Genomic DNA, 14,037 nt, shown 5'->3' with positions numbered 1-14,037 from the left:
CACGTGTAGGGGGTGCTGAATTGTCACGGCGCCACCGCCGGGTGGCGACAAACGCGGTTCAGGCTCAGGCCTGGTGCTTGGCGATGTAGTCCGCGGCGTCGCCGACGGTCTTCAGGTTCTTGACGTCGTCGTCCGGGATCTTGACGTCGAAGCGCTCTTCGGCGGCGACGACGACCTCGACCATGGACAGCGAGTCGACGTCCAGGTCGTCGGTGAAGGACTTGTCCAGCTGGACGTCCTCGACCGGGATACCGGCGATCTCGTTCACGATCTCCGCGAGACCGGTGACGATCTCTTCCTGAGTGGCGGCCATGTGGCGCTCCTTCGGTTTGTTTCAGAGGGTGTGGCGTCCGGAAGATCCGGTGTGCCTAGGGGAGGGTAACGACCGTCGCGGCGTAGACGAGACCCGCCCCGAAGCCGATGACGAGCGCGGTGTCACCGCTCTTCGCCGCCCCGGTCGCCAGAAGCCGCTCCATGGCGAGCGGAATCGAGGCGGCCGAGGTGTTGCCGGTGGTCTCCACGTCACGGGCGACCGTGACGTGCTCCGGCAGCTTCAGAGTCTTCACCATCGAATCGATGATCCGCATATTGGCCTGGTGCGGAATGAAGACGTCCAGGTCGTCGGCGCTGATCCCGGCCGCGTCCAGGGCCTGTTGCGCGACCTTTGCCATCTCGAAGACGGCCCAGCGGAAGACCGCCTGGCCCTCCTGCGTGATGGCGGGGAACTTCTCGACGGTGCCGTTGCGGTAGTCGTCCCACGGCACGGTCTGCTTGATGGTCTCGGACTTGTCGCCCTCGGAGCCCCAGACGGTCGGGCCGATCTTCGGCTCCTTGGACGGGCCGACGACGACCGCGCCCGCACCGTCGCCGAACAGGAAGGCCGTCGCGCGGTCCTCCAGGTCGGTGAGGTCGCTGAGCCGCTCGACGCCGATGACAAGTACATACTCTGCCGAGCCCTCGACGACCATGCCCTTGGCGAGGGTCAGGCCGTAGCCGAAGCCCGCGCAGCCCGCGGAGATGTCGAACGCGGCCGGCTTGATCGCGCCGATCTTGTCCGCGATCTCGGTGGCGACGGCCGGGGTCTGCTTGAAGTGCGAGACGGTGGAGACGATCACGCCGCCGATCTGCTGCGGGGTGATTCCGGCGTCGGCGATCGCCTTGCCGGAGGCCTCGACGGACATCGCGGCCACGGTCTCCTCGGGGGAGGCCCAGTGGCGGGTGGCGATGCCCGAGCGCGAGCGGATCCACTCGTCGGAGGAGTCGATCGTCTCGAGGATCACCTCGTTGGGCACGACCCGGGTCGGACGGTAGCCGCCGACACCCATGATGCGTGCGTACGGGGCGCCCTTGCTGGGCTTGATCTTCGACATGCTCTACGGCTCCTTGTCAGGCAGAGTGCTCGGTGAGCAGCGTGCGGGCCGCGTCGAGGTCGTCGGGGGTTTTCAGCGCGAGTGTCTGCACACCCGGCAGCGCGCGCTTGGCGAGGCCCGTGAGCGTGCCGCCGGGGCAGACCTCGATCAGGGCCGTGACGCCCCGCTCCTTGAAGGTCTCCATGCACAGGTCCCAGCGGACCGGGTTGGCGACCTGGCCGACCAGCCGGGCGATGACGTCGTCGCCGCCGGCGACCGTCTGCCCGTCCTTGTTCGAGACGTACGGAACGGCAGGGTCGGCGACCGTCAGACCGGCCGCGGCCTCCTGGAGGGTCGCGACCGCGGGAGCCATGTGGTGCGTGTGGAACGCTCCGGCCACCTTCAGCGCGATGACGCGGGCCTTCTCCGGCTTGTCCTCGGCCAGCGCGGCGAGCTGCTCGGCGGTGCCGGCGGCGACGATCTGGCCGGCGCCGTTCACATTCGCCGGGGTCAGGCCGAGCTTCTCGAGGTGGGCGACGACCTGCTCGGGGTCGCCGCCGAGGACGGCCGACATGCCGGTCTCGGTGACCGCGGCGGCCTCGGCCATCGCCAGGCCTCGCGTGCGTACGAAACCGAGCGCGGCGGTGTCGTCGAGGACACCGGCGAACACGGCGGCGGTGATCTCACCGACGCTGTGACCCGCGACGGCACCGGGCGACATCTCGCCCAGCGCGGCGGCCGACAGCAGCCCGGCGGCGACGAGGAGCGGCTGTGCCACGGCAGTGTCGCGGATTTCGTCCGCGTCGGCCTTCGTGCCGTAGTGGGCAAGGTCGAGCCCGATGGCGTCGGACCAGGCCGCGATGCGGTCGGCAGCGCCGGGGAGGTCGAGCCAGGGAGTCAGGAAGCCGGGCGTCTGAGCGCCTTGGCCGGGAGCGACGAGTACGAGCACCCTCACACTCTCTCTTGCGGACGGCCCCAACCGCCCGTGGGGACAGGGACGAAGAACCGTCAGGGGAATTGTTGGTGTTCGACAAAAGTCTAGGACTGCGAATCTCCGTCGGCCAGACGCCCCAGGATCAGCGCGATCCGCAGAGTGAACGCGGAGCGTACATCGGAGGGTGACCATCCGGTGACGTCGGTCACACGTCGCAGCCGGTAGCGCACGGTGTTGGGGTGGACGAAGAGCATCCGTGCCGCGCCCTCGAGACTGCTCGCCTGTTCCAGATAGACGCTCAGAGTTTCCAGCAGCGCCGACCCCGCTTCTTCCAGCGGTCTGTAGATCTCCTCCACCAACTGCTCGCGCGCGGCAGGGTCTGAGGCGATCGCCCGCTCCGGCAGCAGATCGTCCGCGAGCACCGGTCGCGGCGCGTCCTGCCAGGCGGAGCAGGCCTTGAGCCCGGCGGCCGCGGCCTGCGCGGACCTGGTCGCGGCGAGCAGGTCGGGGACGACGGGCCCCGCGACCACGGGTCCGGCCGCATAGGGCCCGATCAGTGCCTTGGCGACCTGCAGCGGATTGTCGCTGCCGCCCGCGATGACGACGAGCCGGTCGCCGAGCACTCCGGTGAGCACCTGCAGCTTGGCGTGCCGGGCGGCGCGGCGGATCGCCTCGACGGTGAGCTCACTGTCCCCGTCGGGTGCGGTGCCGAGGATGACGCAGACATGTTCGGGTGAGTTCCAGCCGAGCGCGGCGGCGCGGGAGACCGCGCCCTCGTCGGCCTCGCCGGACAGTACGGCGTTCACCACGAGGGATTCGAGGCGGGCGTCCCAGGCACCGCGGGCCTCGGCGGCCTGCGCGTACACCTGGGCGGTCGCGAAGGCGATCTCGCGTGCGTAGACGAGCAGCGCCTCGCGCAGGACCGATTCGTCGCCGGGCGCGGCAACCTCCTCGATCGCCGCCTCCATGACCTCGATGGTGGTGCGCACCATCTCGACGGTCTGGCGCAGTGTGATGGCCCGGGTCAGCTCGCGCGGAGCCGTACCGAAGACATCCGTCGAGATCGCCTGCGGGGTCTCCGGATGCCGGAACCACTCGGTGAACGCGGCGATACCGGCCTGGGCGACCAGGCCGATCCAGGACCGGTTCTCCGGGGGCATCGCCCGGTACCAGGGCAGCGTCTCGTCCATACGTGCGATGGCGTTCGCGGCGAGCCGGCCGGAGGACTGCTCCAGTCGGCGAAGGGTCGCTGAATGCGGGTGGGCGGGGTTCGCTGCAGGTTCGGGCACGGGGACAAGAGTGCCTTATCGGGACGGGTGAGCGGAGGGGCGGGGGTTCCGGTCCGTCCCACCCGGGCCGCGCCGCAGGGCTACGGTGGACCCGTGATTGACGTACGGCGCTCCGCCGACCGCTTCCGCGGCGGCGATCCCGCCTCGGGCATCGAGTCCCTGCACGCCTTCTCCTTCGGGCGCTTCTACGACCCGGACAACCTGCGCTTCGGCGCGATACTCGCCTGCAACGAGGAGCGGCTCGAGCCCGGCGCGGGCTTCGACGAGCATCCGCACAGCCACACCGAGATCGTCACCTGGGTCGTCGAGGGCGAGCTCACACACCGCGACTCGGCGGGCCACGCGACGGTGGTGCGGCCCGGGGACGTCCAGCGGCTCAGCTCGGCGGGCGGGGTGCGGCATGTGGAGCGCAACGACGGGGACGCGCCGCTGGTCTTTGTGCAGATGTGGCTCGCGCCGCTGTCGCCGGGCGGCGACCCGTCGTACGAGACAGTGCACGGCATCGCGGACTCGACGCCGTACGCGCTCCCGCAGGCGGGCGCGATGCTGCACGTACGGCGCCTCACCGCGGGCGAGCGCACGGCGGTGCCGGACGCGGCCGCGGTGTACATCCATGTGGTGCGGGGCGAAGTCCGCCTGGGGGACGAGGAGTTGGGCCCGGGTGACGCGGCGCGCATCACGGGCGCGGACGGCTTGGTACTGGCTGCGGCGGGGACTACCGAGGTCCTGCTCTGGGAGCTGAACGAGGCGAATTCAAGCCCCGCCGGTATGTGAGGCAGGGGGGTCCGGGGCGGCGCCCCGGTTCACCCCCGGCGCAGTTCGGCCAGCACCGCGTCCGTGAACGGCGGCCACGCCTCGACCGCCCACGGTCCGAAGGCCCGGTCGGTGAGCGCCACGCACGCGGCGCGCGCGTCCGGGTCGATCCACAGGAACGTGCCGGACTGGCCGAAGTGGCCGAAGGTGCGCGGCGAGGACGAACTGCCCGTCCAGTGCGGGGACTTGGCGTCCCGGATCTCGAAGCCGAGACCCCAGTCGTTGTGCTTCTGGTGGCCGTAGCCGGGCAGGATGCCGGACAGACCGGGATGGACGACCGTCATCGCCTCCAGGACCGTGCGGGCGTCCAGCAGCCGCGGGGCCTGTACTTCCGCGGCGAACTTCACCAGATCGTCGACCGTCGAGACGCCGTCCCTGGCCGGAGAACCGTCCAGCGTGGTCGCCGCCATGCCCAGCGGCTCCAGCACCGCCTGGCTCAGATACTCCGCGAACGGGATCTCCGTCGCCTTGGCGATATGGTCGCCGAGCACCTCGAAGCCCGCGTTGGAGTACAGCCTGCGAGTGCCGGGCGGGGCCGTCACACGGTGCTCGTCGAAGGCGAGTCCCGAGGTGTGCGCGAGCAGATGACGCACCGTGGAGCCCTCGGGGCCGGCCGGCTCGTCGAGCTCGATCGCCCCCTCCTCGTACGCCACGAGCGCCGCGTACGCCGCGAGCGGCTTGGTGACGGAGGCCAGCGGGAAACGGTGCGAGGCCGGGCCGTACGAACCGGCGACGGTTCCGTCCGCTCGTACGACGGCGGCCGCCGCGGTCGGTACCGGCCAGTTCTCGATCATCGCCAGGCTGTGCATGCGTACGAGCCTAAAGGGTGAGGCGCATCGCGGGATCAGGGGTACGGACGAAGCCGAGCGAGGCGTACAGCGGCTCGCCGTCGGAGGAGGCGCGCAGGTCGATCCTGGACACGCCGCGCTCGCGGAACCAGCCGAGCAGCGCCTCCATGCAGGCGCGGGAGTAGCCGTGGCGCCGCAGATCCGGGTCGGTCGCGACACTGAAGACGTAGCCGGTCGTGCCGTGCGGATTGCCGGGTCCGCCGAGCCGGTACTCGATGGTGCCGACCGCGCAGGCCGCGAGGCCTCCGGGGCGCTCGACGACGAAGGCGGTCAGATCGGCGTCGGAGTCGGCGAGCTTCTTGCGGAGGGTTTCGACGGCGGCGGGCTGCCAGCTGACGTCGGAACTGGGACCCTGATGTGAGTCCTGCATGACCTTGCGGAGGCGGACCAGCTCTTCGGCGTCTGCGGGTGTGGCGCGGCGTGCGAGGCTCATGCGCAGGAGGCTAATCGGCACTGCGCGGAAACTGCCATCAGATTCTGCTTGCTTCGAGTGCACTCGAAGGTTCTAGCGTTGAGGGCATGACGGTGATCGAGAGCACGTCTGCAAGGACGGAAATCTGCATATCCGCTCCCCGTGCGCATCCCCGCCCCGACGGGGAGGACCGCTACACGATCAGCGAGGTCGTCGCCTTCACCGGGCTCACCGCACACACCCTGCGCTGGTACGAGCGGATCGGGCTGATGTCGAATGTCGACCGGTCGCACACCGGACAGCGGCGCTTCACCAACCGTGACCTGGACTGGCTCGCCTTCGTCGGCAAGCTGCGGCTGACCGGGATGCCGGTCGCGGACATGGTCCGCTACGCCGAGCTGGTGCGGGAGGGCGAGCACACCTTCGAGGCACGGCAGGAGCTGCTGGAGCGGACGCGGCGCGATGTGCGGTCGCGCATCGCGGAGCTCCAGGACACGCTCGCCGTGCTTGACCACAAGATCGAGTTTTACGCGGGCGCCCACCGGGCGTCGGAGAGGGTCTGAACCCTGATGAGCAACAGCAAGATCGCACAGGTGCGGCTCGGGACCGAGGGGCCACTGGTCGGTGTGCAGGGCCTCGGCTGCATGGGCATGAGCGAGTTCTACGGAGACACCGACGAGGCGGCGGCCAGGGACACCCTGGAGGCGGCGCTCGAGGCGGGCGTCACGCTCTTCGACACCGCGGACGTGTACGGGCGGGGCGCCAACGAGGAGTTCCTCGCACCGTTCTTCGGGGCGCACCGTGACGAGATAACCCTGGCCACCAAGTTCGCCATCGAGCGGACGGACGACCCGCACTACCGGGGCATCCGCAATGACCGGGCGTACATCCGGCAGGCCGTCGAGGCGAGTCTCACGCGGCTGAAGACCGATGTCATCGACCTGTACTACATGCACCGCCGCGACCCGGCCGTGCCGTTCGCCGAGTCCGTCGGCGCGATGGCCGAACTGGTCGAGGAGGGCAAGGTCAAGCACCTGGGGCTGAGCGAGGTCACGGGCGCTGAGCTGCGCGAGGCGCACGCCGTGCACCCGATCGCGGCCCTGCAGTCGGAGTGGTCCCTGTTCAGCCGGGACGTGGAACGAAGCGCGGTGGGCGCGGCGGCGGAGCTGGGTGTCGCCTTCGTGCCGTACTCGCCGCTCGGCCGCGGCTTTCTGACCGGGGCGTTCGAGGACGCCGGCAAGGACCTGTCGGAGGGCGACTTCCGTAAGTTCCAGCCGCGCTTCACCGGAGACAACGCCAAGACCAACGCGGCGCTCCTGGAGCCGGTCCACAAGATCGCGGCGGCGCACGGCGCGACGGCAGCGCAGGTCGCTCTCGCCTGGGTGCAGCAGCGGGCCGAGGTGCACTCGCTCGCCGTGGTCCCGATCCCGGGCACCCGCAAGAGCAGCCGGCTGCTGGAGAATGTCGGCGCGACCCGGCTGACGCTGGCCGCCGAGGAGCTGGCGTTGCTCGAGCCGATCGCCGGACTGGTGGCGGGGGACCGCTACCCGGACATGTCCTCGACGTCGGCGGCGCGCGAGGTCTGAACCGGCCGGAGCGTAAGGACCACGAAGCCCGCCGGGAGCAGTGCTGCCACTGCCCGGCGGGCGTTCGTTCCCTTCGCCCACGGAGATTCGAGGCGGTGCGCGTACTGCCCCACTGACGGTCTCCCGCACCACCGGCCCTGCCGCTGCGTGATCACCCGCTATATGCGACCCGGGCGCGCTCACAGCCGCGCGAGCAGCTCCGCCTTCTTCGTGCTGAACTCCTCGTCGGTCACCAGCCCCGCCTGGTGCAGCTCCCCGAGGTGCCGTATCCGCTCCGCGATGTCGGCCGGGTCACGCCGGCCCGCCTGCAGCGCCATCGCCGGCGCCGAGTCGCTGTTCTGTACGGATTCGAGCACCGCGGCCGCGAACGGCAGCGACTCGTGCACCGGCCCGTACCTGATCCCGAAGAGCACCGCGGCCGGGTCCCGGTCCGCCTGCGCGTGCCCGGCTCCGTCGTCGCCGGGCTCCTCACCGCGCCGCAGCAGCCGCAGATACCCGTCGAAGGCCTCCGGCGAGCGCCATTCGACCCCGCTCAGCTCCGCCACCGGGAAACTCTGGTCGCCGGCCCGCCACTTGGCGGACGACGCGCCCGTCCGCGACCAGCGGAAGGAGACCTGCGAGCCGTCGAAGGAGGCCTTTCCGTCGTACGCCTTGAAGTGCAGCGGGGCCTCTGGCGCGGCCACGGCGTACCGTTCGGCGGGCAGGCCCGCGTCGGCCGGCAGCAGCGCGCGCAGCTCGTCGGCGTAGTACTCGGCGAGCGTCTCGAGCTCCGCGGGCAGCACCAGGCGGTACGGGTCGCTGCCTTCCTTCAACTGCCCGGCCGCGGCCTCCATCAGCGGATCCGCGCCGGGTCTGGGCACGGCGTGCAGCACCACCGTGCCGCGCTTGCCCGGCGAGAGGGTCACCGACGTCAACGCCTCGTGGGGGATACGGCGTTCGCGAAGCGTCTGGAACAGCTTCGGCGTACGGCTCCCCCGTTCGAAGCGGATGAGCACGGAGTCGGTCTCGAACTCCCAAGTGGCTTGAATTCCGGCCAGAACGTCACCCATACGCCTCATCGTATGCGGCGTGCGCCCCCACGTCGCCCCTCGGCGCTCACCCCGGTCCACCGAGTTCTACGCGCGTCAGGCCGCTTCCTCGCCGTAAATACCGCTGCGGCAGGTGTCGTTGTTGCTCGCGCAGGTCACGCTGTGGAACGAACCAACGCCTATCTCGGCGAAGTTGCTGACGCTCTCGGTTCCCGGCTCGAAATAGCCGCCGTGTCCGATTGCGCCGGCCGCCGACAGCACCCGCGCCCCGAACGCCGGCGTCACCGGGTCCTCGCCGTGGCCAAGCCCGCCGACCTCCAGGTGCGGTACGCCCTGGATCCAGTCGTCGCTGTCCCGCATGGCCCATACCCGGGCCCGCGAGCGAAGATCGGCCACGTTCTCGGCCCGCATTCCGGGGCTGCCGGCCACCGCTATGTCGCCCACCCGCTCGGGCAGCCGGCGCGCGGCGACACCGCACACCACGGAGCCGTAGCTGTGGCAGAACAGCGCGACCTTGGCGTCGCCTGGCAGCGCGGAGGTGAGCGCGGTCAGCCGCAGGGCGCCGATCTGGGCGAGCCGGCCGATGGCCGAGTCCATGCCGACACCGACGGGCGCGGTGTAGTCGGCCCAGGCGATGACGGCGGTACGGGTACGGGGCGAGGCGGCCCGCTCGGCGGCGTACAGCGACTGCGCCATACCGACGGGCGCGGTGTACTTGCGGGTGGACCGCTGGAAGGTGAGCAGATTGGTGTCGACGCCGGGGACGATCACGGAGACACGCTGGGCGCGGTCGAGATCGCCGAGAACCTCGGCGACCTTGCCGGGGCCTGACGGATCGAAGGCGAGGATCTGCCGGTCGGCGCTCATGAGCGCCTCGAAGCGGTTCATACGGCGGACCGCGTCGTGGTGGCCGTCCGCGGTGAGGTTCGGGTCGTTCACCCGCTTGCGTTCCAACTTGAGCGAACGCGCGAGGGCCTTGCGGTTGGCGTGGTAGCGCAGGGTCACCGGGGCGCCGTTGAGATTGCCGACCACGAGCGGGTACTGGTCGGCGAGCCGGGTCCGCTGGAGCGGGCCGAGCGAGGCGAAGAAGGCGGCCAGCCGCTGCGGCGGCGCGTCGGTGCCGGGCAGCTCACGCGCACCGATCCGGGCCTTTCCCCAGCCGGCCAGCTCGGCCTCGAGGGCGTCACGGGGGCCGCTCTGATGTCGAACCGCGGTCCAGCCGCTGGTCGCCAGCATCACGAACACGACCGCGAGGGCAAGCAGAGCGCGCCATGCGGTCAAGGTGGGGGAGGAGTCGAAGGAAGTCACTGCGGGACACCCTAGGAGACGCGCGAGGGGCCTCGCGAAGACCGTGAGGGAGATCACGTGTTCCGCGCGGAAAGAGGGGAAGGCCGTCACATTCCGTGCGCCTGGGGCGTACGCTCCGGTGCGCTTTCGCGGTCCGCTTTTACGTGCTGCTTACGCTACTTACGCCAGTTCTCGGCGAGCGCGGGCCCGAGGTGGTCCAGATACGCCTCCGTGAGCCCCCGGATCGCCTCCGTGCTGGCGTCCTCGCCCTGACCCCAGAGCCGGCCGGTCACCCGCATCACCCCGCTGAACGCGGCGACCACGACCCGCGGCCTCGGGTCCGTGTCCACGTCGAGTCCCTCGCGCTCGGCGATCAGTTGGGCGATCTCCTCCTCCAGCTCGGTGGAACGGCGCAGATGGACGGCGAGCAGGGCGGGCGTCGACTCGATCATCTGGTAGCTGCGCATATGCAGATCGAGGGGGATGATCTCCTCGATCGCCTCGCCGATCGTGTCCCAGGCGCCCAGCACCGCATTGCGCAGCGCCTCGAACGGGCCCTCCTCCGCGGGCCGTTCACGCACCGCAGCGACGAAGTGGGACTCGACGAGCTTTTGAACGGCGAAGGCGGCCTCTTCCTTGTTGGCGAAGTAGCGGAAGAAGGTGCGCTGGGAGACCTCGACGGCGTCCGCGATCTCGTCGACGGTCGTCTGCTCGTATCCCTTGGTGGTGAAGAGCTCGAGGGCAGCGCGCAGCAGGGCGTCGCGGGTGAGCTGTTTCTTGCGCTCGCGCAGTCCGGTCGGCTCGGCCGTCACTTCATGGTCCTCTTTCCGGCATTAGACCTGCTCAGCCTACCTGTGAGCCAGGTGACAGCTACCGACTTGTGAATTGGTTTGTCAAGTGTCAGTGGCTGACACTAGCCTCCAACGCATGACTAGTCAGACCACCGTCGAAAAGGCGCCGAAGGATCCGCAGGACTCCCTCCCGGCGCCGGCCAAGGGCCTGCGCGGCCACCCCTGGCTGACGCTTCTCTCTGTGGCCATCGGCGTGATGATGGTCGCGCTGGACGGCACGATCGTCGCGATCGCCAACCCGGCGATCCAGAAGGACCTCGGCGCCACCTTTGCCGACGTCCAGTGGATAACCAACGGCTACTTCCTCGCCCTCGCCGTGACCCTGATCACCGCGGGCAAGCTCGGTGACCGCTTCGGCCACCGGCAGACCTTCCTCATCGGCGTCGTCGGATTCGCCGCGGCCTCGGGAGCCATCGGACTCTCCGACAGCATCGCCCTGGTGGTCACCTTCCGGGTGCTCCAGGGTCTGTTCGGAGCGCTGCTGATGCCCGCCGCGCTCGGCCTGCTGCGCGCCACCTTCCCCGCCGAGAAGCTGAACATGGCGATCGGCATCTGGGGCATGGTCATCGGCGCCTCCACCGCGGGCGGCCCGATCCTCGGCGGCCTGCTCGTCCAGCACGTCAGCTGGCAGTCGGTCTTCTTCATCAACGTCCCGGTCGGCGTCCTGGCGCTCGTACTCGGCGTGCTGATCCTCAAGGACCACCGTGCTGAGCGCGCGCCGAAGTCCTTCGACATCCTTGGCATCCTGCTGCTCTCCGCGGCGATGTTCTGCCTGGTCTGGGCGCTCATCAAGGCTCCGGCATGGGGCTGGGGCTCCGGGGAGACCTGGGGCTTCATCGGCGCCTCCGTCGTCGCGTTCGCGCTCTTCGCCTTCTGGGAGACGAAGGTCGGGGAGCCGCTCGTCCCGCTGAAGCTGTTCCGCTCCGTGCCGCTCGCCGCGGGCACGGTCCTGATGGTGCTGATGGCCATCGCCTTCATGGGCGGTCTGTTCTTCGTCACCTTCTATCTGCAGAACGTGCACGGCATGAGCCCGGTCGACAGCGGTCTGCACCTGCTGCCGCTCACCGGCATGATGATCGTCGGCTCGCCGCTGGCGGGCGCTCTGATCACCACGTCGGGCCCGCGTATCCCGCTGGCCGGCGGCATGGTGCTCACGGCGGTCGCCATGTTCGGTATGTCGACCCTGTCGACCGACACCGGCAGCCTTCCGATGTCGGTCTGGTTCGCCCTGCTCGGCCTCGGTCTCGCGCCGGTCATGGTCGGCGCGACCGAAGTCATCGTCGGCAACGCCCCGATGGAGCTCTCCGGTGTCGCGGGCGGTCTGCAGCAGGCCGCCATGCAGATCGGCGGCAGCCTCGGTACGGCCGTGCTCGGCGCGGTCATGGCCTCCAAGGTCGACAACGACCTGGCCGGCAACTGGGCCGACGCCAAGCTCCCACCGCTCACCCCGGCCCAGTTGGACCAGGCATCGGAAGCCGTTCAGGTGGGTGTGCCGCCGGTGGCGCCCGGGACCCCGCCCGCCATCGCCGAGAAGATCGTCGGCGTCGCGCACGACACCTTTATCTCCGGCATGGGCCTGGCCTGCCTGGTCGCCGCGGGTGTGGCGGTCGTCGCGGTCTTCGTCGCGCTGCTGACCAAGCGCGGCGCGAACGCCGAGGCGGGTGCGGGCGCGGCCCACATCTGACGGCGAGCGCGCGTCAACCGCGTGCGCACGACAGCCCCGCCGGGCCCGCCCGGCGGGGCTGTCGCCTATCCGGGTGATCTGCTCGGGCCCCTCTTCCCCCACGGGCCGAGCGCAGGTCAGGGTGCGGTCAAGTGATCCGTACGACACGGGGGTTGACCGAAATGCGCAAGATCGTCACGGCCGGATTCCTGGCCGCAGCAGTACTGGCGCCGCAGACGGCAGCGGCCACTGTCGCCGCCGCGCCGCCACGCCTCGGGGAGTGCGCGGCGGGCCAGCTCTGCCTCTGGGAGAAGGGGAACTTCAAGGGCGTACGCCAGGTGCATGAGCTCTCGGGCACCGATATCGAGAGCTGTGTCCCGCTGCCGCCCGGCACCACGGCAGAGGCGCTGGCCAACCGGACCGGGCGGCCCGTCACCACGTACCAGTCGGCCGAGTGCGAGGAGACGGGCGAGTTCGAGACCTACCCGGGCGGCGGCACCTGGTTGCCCCAATCCCCGTATCGGATCAGGGCCTTCAAGGTCTGGGAGCGCTGAACCGGGGTACCCGCAGTCCGGGCCCCGATTCGACAACCTCAGGGAGTGATGATGGCGGGCTTCGGACACACCACGCGCAAGCACCCTCGCTCACGCGGCCGGACGTGGTCGCGGAGCGGGCCGGACCGCGCGGTACTCGGAATCATCGGGCTGATCTGCGCGATCGCGGGATTCTTCGTGCTGGGGATCATCCTCGGGCCGATCGCGATCGTCTGCGGCTGGCTCGGCATGGGACGCCGCTGGAACGGCGCACAGCCGGTTCCGGCACTGGTCGGCGTCGTGCTCGGTGCCATTGACACCGTGCTGGCGATCGTCTGGCTGGCGGGAGCGTCAGCCATGGGCAACGGCATGTTCTGACGGCTGCCCCGGGCAGCCGGACGGCCCCGGCCTCGGGACGACCTGCACCCGGGCAGCCGGGGAGACCGGACCGCCGAAGTGACCGCTCAGATCGCCGACTTGTCGGGCGCGGCAGCAACGCCCTCCTGCACCGGCAGCACGCGGGGAACGGGCTCTGCCGCGCCCGGCAGCACGTCGGGACTGGGTTCCGCTGCGCCGGGCAGCGCGCCGGGAACGGGCTCTGCCGCGCCCGAGAACACGTCGGGAACGGGCTCCGCCGCGACCGACAGCCGCCCGATCTCCGCCCGCAGTTGCCTGACCTCCGCGGTCAGCGCTTCGAGCAGCGCCGTCTGCCGGCGCTCCTCCGCGTCGTCCCGCTCGAAGCGGGAGATGAACCACGCCGCGATATTGGCGGTGACGACACCGAGCAGGGCGATCCCCGCGAGCATCAGTCCGACCGCGAGCACCCGACCCAGACCCGTCGTCGGCGCGTGATCGCCGTACCCGACCGTCGTCATCGTCGTAAACGACCACCACACCGCGTCGCCCAGCGTCTTGATGTTCCCGTCCGGCGCGTCCCGCTCCACATGGAGCACGGCCAGCGAGCCGAACATCATCAGCCCCACCACCGCGCCACCGACATACGTCGTCAGCGTGACCTGCGGCGCCATCCTGGCCCGCCGGCCCACCAGCAGCAGCGTGGAGACGACCCGCAGCAGCCGCAGTGGCTGCACCAGCGGCAGCAGCACCGCGATCAGATCCAGCGGATGGCTGCGTACGAACAGCATCTTGCCGGGCGCCAGCGTCAGCCGTACGAGGTAGTCGGCGGCGAAGGAGCCCCACACCACCCACTCGGTGACCATGCAGACCGTGTGCACCCAGCTCTTCGCGTCGGGCGTCACGATCGGTATGGCATAGGCGACGGCGAACGCCAGGGCTAGCGCCAGCAAGGGGGTCTGCATGCGCTCTTCCCACCGGACCTGCGCTGTTCGCTGCTTCATGCCACGCATCGTAGGGCTGTGCTTTTCCGGGGGACGGCCCCCGGGCCCCCGATGCGAAGGGCGGCGGAGCCCCATGGGTTCCGCCG

The 14,037-nt window shown here is 70.2% G+C and carries 16 protein-coding genes; 6 read left to right on the top strand and 10 right to left on the bottom strand.

Annotated elements, in window-relative coordinates:
• Positions 1-64: 64 nt before the first annotated feature.
• The 4 genes from ACFYXH_RS06155 to ACFYXH_RS06140 all read right to left on the bottom strand — a co-directional run bounded on the left by ACFYXH_RS06155 (position 65) and on the right by ACFYXH_RS06140 (position 3,572).
• Entirely contained in the window at positions 65-313 is a 249-nt protein-coding gene (locus ACFYXH_RS06155; RefSeq protein ID WP_078077492.1) for an acyl carrier protein, read from the bottom strand.
• 55 nt (positions 314-368) lie between these two features.
• Complete coding sequence (locus ACFYXH_RS06150) at positions 369-1,370, bottom strand: ketoacyl-ACP synthase III (RefSeq protein ID WP_362676192.1); 1,002 nt, start codon at positions 1,368-1,370, stop codon at positions 369-371.
• A gap of 16 nt (positions 1,371-1,386) precedes the next feature.
• Positions 1,387-2,298: an ACP S-malonyltransferase gene (locus ACFYXH_RS06145; protein ID WP_389560953.1), complete on the bottom strand. Its 912-nt coding sequence runs from the start codon at positions 2,296-2,298 to the stop codon at positions 1,387-1,389.
• 89 nt (positions 2,299-2,387) lie between these two features.
• On the bottom strand, positions 2,388-3,572 hold the full coding sequence (locus ACFYXH_RS06140) for a PucR family transcriptional regulator (RefSeq protein WP_389560952.1): 1,185 nt from the start codon (positions 3,570-3,572) through the stop codon (positions 2,388-2,390).
• A 93-nt stretch (positions 3,573-3,665) separates the two neighbouring features.
• On the opposite strand from ACFYXH_RS06140, the gene ACFYXH_RS06135 reads away from it, so the two are divergent.
• Positions 3,666-4,346: a pirin family protein gene (locus tag ACFYXH_RS06135; RefSeq protein ID WP_389560951.1), complete on the top strand. Its 681-nt coding sequence runs from the start codon at positions 3,666-3,668 to the stop codon at positions 4,344-4,346.
• A 29-nt stretch (positions 4,347-4,375) separates the two neighbouring features.
• On the opposite strand, the gene ACFYXH_RS06130 is transcribed toward ACFYXH_RS06135, so the two are convergent.
• Together ACFYXH_RS06130 and ACFYXH_RS06125 are read right to left on the bottom strand one after the other, a co-directional pair.
• Positions 4,376-5,194 carry a serine hydrolase domain-containing protein gene (locus ACFYXH_RS06130; protein ID WP_389560950.1) on the bottom strand — a complete coding sequence of 273 codons (819 nt, stop codon included), beginning with the start codon at positions 5,192-5,194 and terminating at the stop codon, positions 4,376-4,378.
• A 10-nt stretch (positions 5,195-5,204) separates the two neighbouring features.
• Positions 5,205-5,666 (bottom strand): GNAT family N-acetyltransferase, encoded by a 462-nt coding sequence (locus ACFYXH_RS06125; RefSeq protein ID WP_389560949.1) that lies wholly within the window; start codon positions 5,664-5,666, stop codon positions 5,205-5,207.
• An 86-nt stretch (positions 5,667-5,752) separates the two neighbouring features.
• On the opposite strand from ACFYXH_RS06125, the gene ACFYXH_RS06120 reads away from it, so the two are divergent.
• The gene (locus ACFYXH_RS06120; RefSeq protein ID WP_389560948.1) at positions 5,753-6,208 is read left to right on the top strand and encodes a MerR family transcriptional regulator; all 456 of its coding nucleotides are present in this window, start codon (positions 5,753-5,755) and stop codon (positions 6,206-6,208) included.
• A gap of 6 nt (positions 6,209-6,214) precedes the next feature.
• A complete protein-coding gene (locus ACFYXH_RS06115; protein ID WP_389560947.1) occupies positions 6,215-7,231 on the top strand; it encodes an aldo/keto reductase in 1,017 nt (338 codons plus the stop codon).
• Positions 7,232-7,410: 179 nt separating this feature from the next.
• On the opposite strand, the gene ACFYXH_RS06110 is transcribed toward ACFYXH_RS06115, so the two are convergent.
• The 3 genes from ACFYXH_RS06110 to ACFYXH_RS06100 all read right to left on the bottom strand — a co-directional run bounded on the left by ACFYXH_RS06110 (position 7,411) and on the right by ACFYXH_RS06100 (position 10,358).
• A complete protein-coding gene (locus tag ACFYXH_RS06110; protein WP_389560946.1) occupies positions 7,411-8,280 on the bottom strand; it encodes a DUF4429 domain-containing protein in 870 nt (289 codons plus the stop codon).
• A 75-nt stretch (positions 8,281-8,355) separates the two neighbouring features.
• Positions 8,356-9,567 (bottom strand): alpha/beta hydrolase, encoded by a 1,212-nt coding sequence (locus ACFYXH_RS06105; protein ID WP_389560945.1) that lies wholly within the window; start codon positions 9,565-9,567, stop codon positions 8,356-8,358.
• 155 nt (positions 9,568-9,722) lie between these two features.
• Positions 9,723-10,358, bottom strand: a complete 636-nt coding sequence (locus ACFYXH_RS06100; protein ID WP_389560944.1) for a TetR/AcrR family transcriptional regulator — start codon at positions 10,356-10,358, stop codon at positions 9,723-9,725.
• A 115-nt stretch (positions 10,359-10,473) separates the two neighbouring features.
• Here ACFYXH_RS06100 and ACFYXH_RS06095 point away from each other — a divergent pair, with 115 nt between their 5' ends.
• From ACFYXH_RS06095 to ACFYXH_RS06085, 3 genes are all read left to right on the top strand, one after another.
• Complete coding sequence (locus tag ACFYXH_RS06095) at positions 10,474-12,081, top strand: MFS transporter (protein WP_389560943.1); 1,608 nt, start codon at positions 10,474-10,476, stop codon at positions 12,079-12,081.
• Between the two features lie 161 nt (positions 12,082-12,242).
• Positions 12,243-12,614 carry a peptidase inhibitor family I36 protein gene (locus tag ACFYXH_RS06090; protein WP_327328298.1) on the top strand — a complete coding sequence of 124 codons (372 nt, stop codon included), beginning with the start codon at positions 12,243-12,245 and terminating at the stop codon, positions 12,612-12,614.
• 48 nt (positions 12,615-12,662) lie between these two features.
• Positions 12,663-12,971, top strand: coding sequence for a small hydrophobic protein (locus ACFYXH_RS06085; protein ID WP_327323355.1), 309 nt, complete (start codon positions 12,663-12,665; stop codon positions 12,969-12,971).
• 86 nt (positions 12,972-13,057) lie between these two features.
• On the opposite strand, the gene ACFYXH_RS06080 is transcribed toward ACFYXH_RS06085, so the two are convergent.
• Complete coding sequence (locus ACFYXH_RS06080) at positions 13,058-13,960, bottom strand: potassium channel family protein (RefSeq protein WP_389560942.1); 903 nt, start codon at positions 13,958-13,960, stop codon at positions 13,058-13,060.
• Positions 13,961-14,037 lie beyond the last annotated feature (77 nt).

Source organism: Streptomyces sp. NPDC002730 (genome assembly GCF_042888805.1).
GTDB lineage: Bacteria > Actinomycetota > Actinomycetes > Streptomycetales > Streptomycetaceae > Streptomyces.
The sequence above is the reverse complement of the archived record's forward strand: the minus strand, read 5'-3'. Positions and strand labels throughout refer to the sequence as shown.

Bases quoted from the DNA above. Each gene is read 5' to 3' on its own strand.
- ACFYXH_RS06085 (WP_327323355.1), top strand. From the start codon at position 12,663: ATGATGGCGGGCTTCGGACACACCACGCGCAAGCACCCTCGCTCACGC.
- ACFYXH_RS06095 (WP_389560943.1), top strand. From the start codon at position 10,474: ATGACTAGTCAGACCACCGTCGAAAAGGCGCCGAAGGATCCGCAGGAC.
- ACFYXH_RS06090 (WP_327328298.1), top strand. From the start codon at position 12,243: ATGCGCAAGATCGTCACGGCCGGATTCCTGGCCGCAGCAGTACTGGCG.
- ACFYXH_RS06110 (WP_389560946.1), bottom strand. From the start codon at position 8,280: ATGGGTGACGTTCTGGCCGGAATTCAAGCCACTTGGGAGTTCGAGACC.
- ACFYXH_RS06155 (WP_078077492.1), bottom strand. From the start codon at position 313: ATGGCCGCCACTCAGGAAGAGATCGTCACCGGTCTCGCGGAGATCGTG.
- ACFYXH_RS06125 (WP_389560949.1), bottom strand. From the start codon at position 5,666: ATGAGCCTCGCACGCCGCGCCACACCCGCAGACGCCGAAGAGCTGGTC.
- ACFYXH_RS06130 (WP_389560950.1), bottom strand. From the start codon at position 5,194: ATGCACAGCCTGGCGATGATCGAGAACTGGCCGGTACCGACCGCGGCG.
- ACFYXH_RS06080 (WP_389560942.1), bottom strand. From the start codon at position 13,960: ATGCGTGGCATGAAGCAGCGAACAGCGCAGGTCCGGTGGGAAGAGCGC.
- ACFYXH_RS06150 (WP_362676192.1), bottom strand. From the start codon at position 1,370: ATGTCGAAGATCAAGCCCAGCAAGGGCGCCCCGTACGCACGCATCATG.
- ACFYXH_RS06120 (WP_389560948.1), top strand. From the start codon at position 5,753: ATGACGGTGATCGAGAGCACGTCTGCAAGGACGGAAATCTGCATATCC.
- ACFYXH_RS06115 (WP_389560947.1), top strand. From the start codon at position 6,215: ATGAGCAACAGCAAGATCGCACAGGTGCGGCTCGGGACCGAGGGGCCA.